Source organism: Amycolatopsis sp. SID8362, from assembly GCF_010550475.1.
In the GTDB taxonomy this organism is placed as follows: Bacteria; Actinomycetota; Actinomycetes; order Mycobacteriales; family Pseudonocardiaceae; genus Amycolatopsis; species Amycolatopsis eburnea.
In genome coordinates this window covers 1-10,084 of the sequence record NZ_JAAGNB010000534.1, presented here as the reverse complement: position 1 = coordinate 10,084, position 10,084 = coordinate 1, and the positions used below count along the sequence as shown (strand labels likewise).

The window sequence follows — 10,084 nt, the reverse complement described above, 5'->3', positions numbered from 1 at the left end:
TGCCGGTGGCTCGGCCCAGAGGTCGCCGACGAGGGTGTCGGTCGTGACCAGCCGCCCTTCGGCGGCGACGAGGCGGGCGAGCACCTCGCGGTGGCGGGGGCCGCCGAGGCCGACCGGGCTGCCGTCGTCGCCCAGGGCCCGGACGGCACCGAGCACGTCGATTCGCATGTCCCCATCATCGGTGCCGGCGGCCGGGTGCGCCCGGGCGCACTGATCGGTTGCTGATCGCCGTCGCCCAAGCTCGGCCAGGTCAAGTTCCCGACCAGGAAGACGGCCTTCGATGACACTCTCCATTCCCGGTTTCGACCACGTCCGCCTGCCCGGTGCCGGCGGTGTCGAGCTGGCTGCCGCCGTCGGCGGCAGCGGCAGCCCGGTGGTCCTGCTGCACGGTTTCCCCGAGACGCACCTGATGTGGCGGCACGTCGCCGAGCGGCTCGCCGGCGAGCACACGGTGATCTGCCCCGACCTGCGCGGCTACGGCGCCAGCGACAAGCCCGCGGCCACCGGCGAGGACGTGTACGCCAAGCGCACCATGGCCGCCGACGTGGTGGCGCTGGCGGCCGCTCTCGGCCACGAGCGCTTCGCCCTCGTCGGGCACGACCGGGGCGCCCTGGTCGCCTTCCGGGCCGGCTTGGACCACCCCGAGACGATCTCGCACCTGGGCATCCTCGACGTCGTGCCGACGCTGGACATGTGGAACGTGCTGCACGGCGTCCCGGCGGCGGTCGGCTACCACCTGTTCCTCATGGCGCAGCCGCCCGGTCTGCCCGAGACGATGATCGCCGGCAGCGCGGACGCGTTCTTCGGTTCGTTCCTCGACGCCTGGGCCAACGACCCGGCCGCGATCCCGGCGGAGGTGCGCGCGGAGTACCTGCGGGCGAGCGCGGCGGCGGTGCCGTCGATCGTCGCGGACTACCGCGCCTCGGCCGGGATCGACGTCGCCCACGACCAGGCCGATCTGGACGCCGGGTCGCAGCTGGCCATGCCGGTGACGGTCGTCCAGCAGGACTGGGGCGCGCAGCTGGGCTACGACGCGGCCGCGGTGTGGCAGGCGTGGGTGCCGGACCTGGACCACCGGCTGACCAAGGCCGGGCACTTCATGGCCGAGGAAGCACCGGACGAGATCGCCGGGGCGATCCGGGACCTGCTGGCCCGCTGAGCACGCCTTGACCGGCCGGGGATCCCGTGCGCCGGAACCGTCGGCTTCGAGCAGGCCGACGGCTCCGGGGCCGGGGCGTCCTTCCGCGGCACGCAGGCCGTATGACGACCGGATCGCCGTCTTGACGTCGGCCTGCTGTTCGTCGATAGTGATAACCCAATCCGAACGGCCGAGCGCGAAGATCCACCAGAAAATGTTAGCGCTAACATAGGCCGGGCGGCGCGCTGTTCCGTATCGATGAACAAGGGAGTTCATGGTGCCTGCGCTGCAAATGTTTGGCCGTCGGCTGATCGCCGCACAGCATCGCGCGCCCGCTGCCGCGTCCAGACCGGCAGAAGTGATCTGACGAGCGACATCGCAACCCACCGACGCTTTCCTTTCCACAAAGGAGCTTTCATGCCCCGACGATCGAGGATCCGGCGCGCGCTCGCAGTGGCCGCCGCCACCGCCGTCCTGACCAGCGGCGCGGCGACGACCGCGATCTCCCACGCCGCCGTTGAAGGACCCTGCGACATCTACGCCGCGGGCGGCACTCCGTGCGTCGCCGCGCACAGCACCACCCGTGCCCTTTACGCCGCATACAACGGCCCGCTGTACCAGGTCCAGCGCGCCTCCGACGGTGTCACCAGGGACATCGGCGTGCTGAGCGCCGGCGGGTACGCCAACGCCGCCGCGCAGGACTCCTTCTGCGCCAACACCAGCTGCGTCATCACCGTCATCTACGACGAGTCGGGCAAAGGCAACCACCTCACCCGGGCGCTGCGGGGCTACTGGCCCGGACCGGCGGCCGGCGGGAACGACAACCTCGCCAACGCCTTCGAGGCGCCGGTCACGGTCGCCGGGCACAAGGTGTACGGCGTGTACGTGGCCCCCGGCACCGGCTACCGCAACAACCACACCTCGGGGATCGCGACCGGCGACCAGCCCGAAGGGATGTACGCGGTCCTCGACGGCACGCACTACAACGGCGGCTGCTGCTTCGACTACGGCAACGCCGAAACCACCGGCAACGACGACGGCAACGGCACCATGGAAGCCATCTACTTCGGCAACAACAAGGTTTGGGGCTACGGCGCCGGACCCGGGCCGTGGGTCATGGCCGACCTGGAGAACGGCTTGTTCTCCGGTGTGAACCAGCACTACAACGCGGGCGACCCGACCGTCGCCAACCGGTTCCAGACCGCCGTGGTCAAGGGCGCGCCGAACCAGTGGGCCATCCGCGGCGGCAACGCCCGGTCGGGCGGTCTGTCCACTTACTACAGTGGCGTCCGGCCGAACGTCCCCGGCTACAACCCGATGAAGAAGCAGGGCGCGATCATCCTCGGCATCGGCGGCGACAACAGCAACGGCGCCACCGGAACCTTCTACGAAGGTGTCATGACGGCCGGTTATCCCTCGGACGCAACGGAGAACGCCGTCCAGGCCAACATCAGCGCGGCCGGCTACAGCGACGCCCCGACCGGCAGCGGGACCCTCACCCCGGGCGCCCGGGTCTCCCTGCAAGCGACCACCGCGTGCTGCACCTCCGACTACCTGCGCCACAACGACTCCGACAACAAGGTCGTCATCTCCGCCGTCGATTCCGCGAGTTCGGCCACCACCAAGGCCGATGCCACCTGGATCGTCCGGGCCGGACTGGCCAACAGCTCCTGCCTGACTTTCGAGTCCGCCAACGCGCGCGGCCGCTACCTGCGTCACTACGCTTTCCGGCTGCAGCTGGACATCGACGACGGCGGCAGCACTTTCGCGCAGGACGCGACGTTCTGCTCCACCGCGGGCAACAGCGGCACCGGCCGCTCGTTCCAGTCCGTCAACTACCCGGCGAAGTACATCCGCCACTACGCCTACACCGGCTACCTGGCCGGCAACGGCGGCACGAACGCCTGGGACGCCACCACGTCGTGGGCCCAGGACACCAGCTGGCTCACGGCGACTCCGTGGAGCTGACGAAGTGACTCTTCCGACCACGTCCCCGCTGAACGGAGAACTTCGGTGACCTCTTCCTACACCCGGCGGCAGTGGCTGCGCGCCGTCGGTGCCACCGCTCTCGCTTCCACCGCCGTCCCTGCCCTCGGCGGAGCTTTCGCCGACGCGGCAACCGGTCCGGTGCCGCTGGCGGCCGGCGTGGCCGCCTCCCCGTTCGCCCTCGGCCAGGTGCGGCTCACCGCGAGCCGGTGGCTGGACAACCAGAACCGGACGCAGAACTACCTGCGGTTCGTCGACGTCGACCGGCTGCTGTACGTCTTCCGCACCAACCACCGGCTCGGCACCAACGGCGCCGCCACCAACGGCGGCTGGGACGCGCCGAACTTCCCGTTCCGCAGCCACGTCCAGGGGCACTTCCTCACCGCGTGGGCCCAGCTGTGGGCGGTCACCGGAGACACGACGTGCCGGGACAAGGCCAACTACATGGTCGCCGAGCTGGCCAAGTGCCAGGCCAACAACGGGACGGCGGGGTTCACCGCCGGGTACCTGTCCGGCTTCCCCGAGGCCGACTTCGACAACCTCGAGGCCGGGCGCCTGTCGAACGGCAACGTGCCGTACTACTGCGTCCACAAGACCATGGCGGGCCTGCTTGACGTCTGGCGGTACGTCGGCAGCACGCAGGCCCGGGACGTGCTGCTGAACCTGGCGGCGTGGGTCGACCGGCGGACCGGACGGCTCAGCTACAGCCAGATGCAGTCGGTGCTGGGCACCGAGTTCGGCGGCATGAACGCCGTGCTGACCGACCTCGCCATGGACACCGGCGACACGCGGTGGCTGGCCGTCGCGCAGCGGTTCGACCACGCCGCCGTGTTCGACCCGCTCGCGGCGAACCGGGACCAGCTCAACGGCCTGCACGCCAACACCCAGGTCCCGAAGTGGATCGGCGCCGCGCGGGAATACCTGGCCACCGGCACCACCCGCTACCGCGACATCGCGACCAACGCGTGGGCGATCACCGTCGGCGCGCACACCTACGCCATCGGCGGCAACAGCCAGGCCGAGCACTTCCGCGCGCCCAACGCCATCGCGTCCTACCTGAACCAGGACACGTGCGAGAGCTGCAACACCTACAACATGCTCAAGCTGACCAGGGAGCTGTTCACGCTCTACCCGGACCGCGCCGACCTGGCCGACTACTACGAGCGGGCGCTGCTCAACCAGATGATCGGCCAGCAGAACCCGGCCGACAGCCACGGGCACGTCACGTACTTCAGCTCGCTGAACCCGGGCGGCCGCCGCGGCCTCGGCCCGGCGTGGGGCGGCGGCACGTGGAGCACCGACTACAACTCGTTCTGGTGCTGCCAGGGCACCGGGCTGGAAACCCAGACGAAACTGGCGGACTCGATCTACTTCCGCTCCGGCACGGCACTGATCGTGAACCAGTTCCTGCCCTCGGTGCTGAACTGGAGCGAGCGCGGCATCACCGTCACCCAGACGACGTCCTTCCCGGCCGGTGACACCACCACTCTGACGGTCACCGGGAGCGTGAGCGGGACCTGGGACCTGCGCATCCGCATCCCGGGCTGGACCAGCGGGGCGAGCATCGCCGTCAACGGCGTGGCCCAGAACGTCACCACCACCCCCGGCAGCTACGCCACCGTGAGCCGCTCGTGGGCCACCGGCGACACGGTCACGGTCCGGCTGCCGATGAAGGTCGCTTTGCGGCCTGCCAACGACAACTCCACTGTCGTGGCGGTCACCTACGGGCCGGTGGTCCTGGCGGGCAACTACGGGAACAGCACGCTCACCGGGCTGCCCACGCTCGATGCGAGCTCGATCACCCGGACCAGCAGCAGCGCGTTGTCCTTCAGCGCCAAGGCGAACGGCGCGGCGGTGGGCCTGGTGCCGTTCTACGACGCGCAGGGCTTCAACTACACGGCCTACTGGAACACGGGCGGGACGACGACGTCCCACCTGGTCAACGTGGGCAGCGGGCTCCTGCTGGGAATCGAGAACATGTCCACCGCCGACGGCGGCCGCGCGCTGCAGTGGACCGACAACGGCACGGCGGACCACAACTGGGAGATGATCACCGACGGCACGGCGGTCCGATTCCGCAACGCCAACAGCGGCAAGGTACTCGGGGTGCAGAACATGTCCACAACGGACGGCGCGCAAGTCCTGCAGTGGTCGGACAACGGCACGGCCGACCACCGGTGGACGGTCGTCGACCAGGGCGACGGCACGGTGAAGATCCGCAATGTGAATAGCGGCAAGCTGCTGACCGTGGCGAACGGATCGACGGCCGCCGGCGCGTTCGCCGTCCAGGGACCCGACAGCGGCGCGGCGGCCGACCGGTGGCGCATCGTCCCCACCGGCTGAGCGCGGTCGGCAGGTGGCTGCCCGGACCCGGGAGCGTGGCGCGTCGGGTGCACGGCACAATCCGGGTATGGATCAGGTCGCGGCGCAGGAGTTCGTCGGCAGCTGGGTGCGCGCGTGGAACGCCCATGATCTGGACGCGGTGCTCGCGCACTTCGCCGAGCAGGTGACGTTCCGTTCGCCGGTGGCCGCCCAGCTGCTCGACGGCAGTGACGGTGTGCTGCGGGGGAAGGCGGCCCTGCGCGCGTACTGGGCGGAAGGGCTGCGCCGGATACCGGACCTGCGCTTCGAGGTCGTGGGCACCTACCTCGGCGTCGACTCGTTGGTGATCAACTACCGGAACCAGAAGGGTGTCCTGGTCAACGAGGTGCTGATCTTCGACGGGCCGCGCGTGGTGGAGGGACACGGCACGTACCTCGGAACCGACGCCAACCCCGCCGGTTCACGTTCCGGCTGACCGTCTCGGGTGGTGTGCCGGGCCCGCCCCCTGTGCGAGCCCGGCACGCCGTATCCCCTGCTGGTGCCCTCCGGCTCCCCAGCCGTGGCGGACACCGGTCCCCGCGCGCGGTCCCGACAACCACGCACGCCGGTGAAACCTGCGCTCGAGCGGTCCGTGACGAGATTGCGGATCAGGAACACCCGGACGGGGGATCTTTTGCTCACGGCCTGTGTGGGACTGAGCTACGGCCGCAGGACGAGCTTCCCGGCGGAGTGACCGCTCGCGCTCAGCTCCTGCGCCTTCGCGGCGTCCGCCAGCGGGAGGCTTTGCGCGATGCGTACCGTGAGCGTGCCGTCGGCGGCGAGGCGGGCGTACTCGCCGAGGCGGGACCCGAACGGCGTGCCGGGGCCGGAGAAGGTGACGCCCAGCTCGGCGGCCTGCTGATCGGCGATGGTGATGATCCGGTCGGTGCCGCCGAGTAGGTCGATCGACATCTCCAGGTCGCCTGCCCCCGCGGCGTCGTACACGGCGTCGATGCCCCGCGGTGCGGCCTCGCGGACCCGGTCGGCGAGGCCGGCGCCGTAGGCGAGCGGGGTCGCGCCCAGCGAGCGCAGGTAGTCGTGGTTGCCGGGGGAGGCGGTGCCGATGACCGTGGCGCCGCGGGTGAGCGCGAGCTGCACACCGACGGTGGCGGTCACCCCGGCGGCTCCGTGCAGCAGGAGTGTGTCGCCTTCCCCGACGCCGAGGGCGTCGAGCACGCGGACCGAGGTCTCGACGGCGACGGGCAGTGCCGCGGCGAGGTCCCAGTCGAGGTCCGCGGGCTTCGGGCCGACGTCGACGGCCAGCGCGTGCTCGGCGTACGCGCCGGTGACGGTCCAGCCCAGGACCTCGTCGCCCACCGCGACGCCGGTCACGCCTTCGCCGACCTCGTCGACGACGCCGGCCGCCTCTACGCCGGGGGTCACCGGGAACGGCGGCGTGATCTGCGGCCGCCACCCGTTGCGGATCTTGGAGTCGAGCGGGTTGACCCCGGCCGCCACGATCTTCAGCCGCACCTGCCCGGGTCCGGCGTGCGGCTCGTCGACCTCGTCGAGGCGGAGGACTTCGGGGCCGCCGAACTCGGTGTAGGTGATCGCTTTCATTTCCTGCTCCAGTCGCTCCAGGGAAAGATCAACGTGCCCAGGCGGTGGCTCGGATCCAGTCGGCCAGGTCGAGGGTGGCCGGCTCGATCGCGCGCACCGCGCCGAGATCCGACGGGTGTGCCGCCGCCTTCGCGAACTCGCGGAACATCGCCTGGTCGAGGTCGGTGGGAAGCACGCTCAACGGGAGAGCCTCGTACCGTGCCGGGAGCCCGGCGTGCGCCCCGAACGCCGCGGCGATCCGAGGGCCGGTCAGCTCGTCGCCGACGAGCTCGACGGCTTCGCCGGGTGCCTCCGCGGTGCCGAGCAGGAGCGCGGCGGCGACCCGGCCGACGTCCCGGACCGAGATCATCTTCAGGGCGGCGTCCGCCGGCATCGGCAGCCTCAGCACGATCTCTCCGTGCTCCAGCTTCGGTGCCAGCTCCTCCATGAAGGGGGCCGGGCGCACGATCGCGGCCCGGAGGCCGGACTTCCTCAGGTGTTCCTCGATCGAGTGCTTCGAGTCGTGGTTCGGCACGCCCCGTTCCCGGTCCGCGCCGATGACCGAGTTGAAGACGACGCGCGGGACGCGTGCCGCGGCCGCCGCGTCGACGAGCGCGGTGCCGATGCGGATTTCCGTTTCGACCTCGTCGAGGTTGTTCGCTTCCGGTGTCATGAAGGAGAACGCTTCGACCGCTGTCAGCGCGGTGGTCAGCGATGCCGGGTCGTCGGTCCGGATGGCCGCGAGTTGGACGCCGCGGGCGGCCAGTGCCTGAGCCCGGTCGGAGTGCGGGTTGCGGACCAGGGCCCGCACGGTGGCCTGGTGGTCCAGCAGCGCGTCGACCACCGCCCCGCCTTGTCGCCCGGTCGCGCCGAAGACTGCGATCGTGCCGGTGTCGTCGGGCTTGATCTGTTGTGCCATGTCTCCACGATGCGGTCGGCGGCGCTCGGCGTACCACCGGTGTCGCGCCAGGTTCTTCCGATAACCCGCCAGTTGCGGGTAGTCTCGATCGCGGTGCGTTCGTTAACTGGATCGTGACAGATCGGCGCGGTCGGGGTAAAAGTCGGCGGTCAACCTGGCCGCATGACCGAAGCCGAGGGAAATCCGAAATCCGCGAAGCGTGACAGGACCTCGCGCAGTCGTGAGCTGGTCGAGCTGGCGGCCCTGTTCATCGCCACCGGGGTGGCTGATCTGTTCGTCAGTACGTTGGCGCACAACCGGGTTGCGCCGGTCGTGCTGTTCGGGCTGGGTGGGTTGCTGATCGTCACCGCCGGCGGGCGGTGGTGGTGGACGCACCGGGCGCCGGCCGGCCGTGTCGTGGAGCCGCAGGAAATGCGGACTGGGATGGCCTGGCGGGTGCGAGCCACTGTGCGGGACGTGCCGGGCAGCCTGGCCGGCGTCACCGCGGCGTTGGCCGCGCACCGCTACGACATCGTCTCGCTGCAGGTGCTCGCCGTGCCGGACGGTGTGGTGGACGAGTTCCTGGTCCGCACGCCGGCCGGGACGACCGCGGCGGACATCGCCGTGGTCGTCGAACTCGGTGGTGGCCGGGAGGTGCGGGTCGTGCCGGCGGACGTGCACGAGTTCGTCGACCTGCCGACCCGGGTGCTGACCATCGCGGCCGCGACGGGAGCCGATCCGGACCGGTTGCTGCGGGCGGTGCTGGGCGAGTGCGGGATCGAGCGGAAACCCGGCGGTGGCAAGAAGCCTGGCTTCGACGGGACGTCGATGCGGCTGGCGGAGACGGGCGGCGGTCAGGTGGTGGTGACGCGGCCGCTGCTGCCGTTCACGCCCGCCGAGTTCGCCCGGGCCAAGGCCGCGCTGGACCTGTGCCACCGGCTGGCCGGGAGCCTGGCGCCGGTGGTCTTGGCTTCCGGCGCCGAGGTGATCATCCGTCCGGCCGTGCTCGCCGACGTCGAGGCGATCGAGGCGATGCACGCGCGGTGCGGCGCCGAGACGCTCGCCCGTCGTTACGGGGGTGGTGAGCCGCCGCCGGTGGAGCCGTTGCTGCGGCACAAGGCCACGCGCGTCCTGCTCGCGGAAACGCCGGACGGTGACGTGATCGCGATGGCGACGATGCTCCGCAGCGGCCGGTGCGCGCAGGTCGGCCTGCTGGTCGAGGACGGCTGGCAGGGCAAGCGCGCCGGAAGCGCGTTGCTGGAGCGGCTCGTCACGCTCGCCCGCGCCGACGGCAGCGCCGCCGTCATCGCGATCGCCCACGAGACCAACACGCCGATGATCCGCGCGATGCGGCGCGTCGGCGCCCAGGTCGACCACGTGGCGCCCGACCTCGCCTACCTCAGCTTGCACCTGCACGACCGCGCGGCGATCGCGGGTGAAGGTGCCGGCCGGAACTAGGGCACCGCGGCAGCCGCAGGTGCGTACCGGATCTCCGTACTTGTGCGGACGCGTTCGCGGGTGTCACCGGCGACCGTCGTGGTCATGACCCAGCTGACTGTCACCGACCGGCGCAAGCTCACCGCCATCCGCGCCGCGCGGCTCTTCGACGGTACGAGTTCGCATCTGCTGGCCGATCCGGTCGTCGTGCTCGACGGGGCGGTGATCCGGTCGGTCGAGACCGGTACCGGGCCGCCGCCCGGTGCGGACGTCGTCGACCTCGGTGACGTGACGCTGCTGCCCGGGCTGATCGACACCCACGTCCACCTCGCGTTCGACGCCGGTCCCGACGCGGTCGGCCGGCTACTGGCGCGGACCGACGAGGAGGCGCTCGCCGCCATGGCGGAGGCCGGCCGGGCGTCGCTGCGGGCGGGGGTGACGACGGTTCGCGATCTGGGCGACCGCGGTTATCTCGCGCTGCGGCTGCGGGGGCGGGCGGACCAGCCGGCGATCGTCGCCGCGGGGCCGCCGATCACCAGTCCGCGGGGGCATTGCCACTACCTCGGGGGAGTCGCGGAACCGACCGAGTACGGGGTGCGCAAGGCGGTGCGCGAGCACGTCGAGCACGGGGTCGACGTCATCAAGATCATGGCCAGCGGTGGCACCCTGACCCCGGGCACGCACCAGCACCTGGCCCAGTTCGACGCCGCCGTCCTGCGCGCGGC

At 71.1% G+C, this 10,084-nt stretch carries 8 protein-coding genes; 6 read left to right on the top strand and 2 right to left on the bottom strand.

Annotation, left to right across the window (positions count from 1 at the left end):
* Positions 1–280 precede the first annotated feature (280 nt).
* From G3I65_RS16825 to G3I65_RS16810, 4 genes are all read left to right on the top strand, one after another.
* Positions 281–1,159 carry an alpha/beta fold hydrolase gene (locus tag G3I65_RS16825; protein ID WP_160696959.1) on the top strand — a complete coding sequence of 293 codons (879 nt, stop codon included), beginning with the start codon at positions 281–283 and terminating at the stop codon, positions 1,157–1,159.
* A 396-nt stretch (positions 1,160–1,555) separates the two neighbouring features.
* Positions 1,556–3,106: an alpha-L-arabinofuranosidase B gene (locus tag G3I65_RS16820; RefSeq protein ID WP_160696958.1), complete on the top strand. Its 1,551-nt coding sequence runs from the start codon at positions 1,556–1,558 to the stop codon at positions 3,104–3,106.
* Between the two features lie 45 nt (positions 3,107–3,151).
* Entirely contained in the window at positions 3,152–5,467 is a 2,316-nt protein-coding gene (locus G3I65_RS16815; RefSeq protein ID WP_160696957.1) for a beta-L-arabinofuranosidase domain-containing protein, read from the top strand.
* Between the two features lie 67 nt (positions 5,468–5,534).
* Complete coding sequence (locus G3I65_RS16810) at positions 5,535–5,921, top strand: nuclear transport factor 2 family protein (RefSeq protein ID WP_160696956.1); 387 nt, start codon at positions 5,535–5,537, stop codon at positions 5,919–5,921.
* A gap of 224 nt (positions 5,922–6,145) precedes the next feature.
* On the opposite strand, the gene G3I65_RS16805 is transcribed toward G3I65_RS16810, so the two are convergent.
* Together G3I65_RS16805 and G3I65_RS16800 are read right to left on the bottom strand one after the other, a co-directional pair.
* Positions 6,146–7,045 (bottom strand): NADP-dependent oxidoreductase, encoded by a 900-nt coding sequence (locus G3I65_RS16805; protein ID WP_160696955.1) that lies wholly within the window; start codon positions 7,043–7,045, stop codon positions 6,146–6,148.
* A 28-nt stretch (positions 7,046–7,073) separates the two neighbouring features.
* Positions 7,074–7,943, bottom strand: a complete 870-nt coding sequence (locus G3I65_RS16800; RefSeq protein ID WP_160696954.1) for an NmrA/HSCARG family protein — start codon at positions 7,941–7,943, stop codon at positions 7,074–7,076.
* Positions 7,944–8,105: 162 nt separating this feature from the next.
* Between G3I65_RS16800 and G3I65_RS16795 the strand changes: the two genes are divergently transcribed.
* The gene (locus G3I65_RS16795) at positions 8,106–9,380 is read left to right on the top strand and encodes a GNAT family N-acetyltransferase (RefSeq protein WP_160696953.1); all 1,275 of its coding nucleotides are present in this window, start codon (positions 8,106–8,108) and stop codon (positions 9,378–9,380) included.
* An 84-nt stretch (positions 9,381–9,464) separates the two neighbouring features.
* Positions 9,465–10,084 (top strand): amidohydrolase family protein (locus G3I65_RS16790; protein ID WP_160696952.1); only part of this gene is annotated, 620 nt, incomplete at its 3' end.

What these genes read in the sequence shown, in the direction of transcription:
- G3I65_RS16800 (WP_160696954.1), bottom strand. Translation starts at nt 7,943, where the DNA reads ATGGCACAACAGATCAAGCCCGACGACACCGGCACGATCGCAGTCTTC.
- G3I65_RS16805 (WP_160696955.1), bottom strand. Translation starts at nt 7,045, where the DNA reads ATGAAAGCGATCACCTACACCGAGTTCGGCGGCCCCGAAGTCCTCCGC.
- G3I65_RS16820 (WP_160696958.1), top strand. Translation starts at nt 1,556, where the DNA reads ATGCCCCGACGATCGAGGATCCGGCGCGCGCTCGCAGTGGCCGCCGCC.
- G3I65_RS16825 (WP_160696959.1), top strand. Translation starts at nt 281, where the DNA reads ATGACACTCTCCATTCCCGGTTTCGACCACGTCCGCCTGCCCGGTGCC.
- G3I65_RS16795 (WP_160696953.1), top strand. Translation starts at nt 8,106, where the DNA reads ATGACCGAAGCCGAGGGAAATCCGAAATCCGCGAAGCGTGACAGGACC.
- G3I65_RS16810 (WP_160696956.1), top strand. Translation starts at nt 5,535, where the DNA reads ATGGATCAGGTCGCGGCGCAGGAGTTCGTCGGCAGCTGGGTGCGCGCG.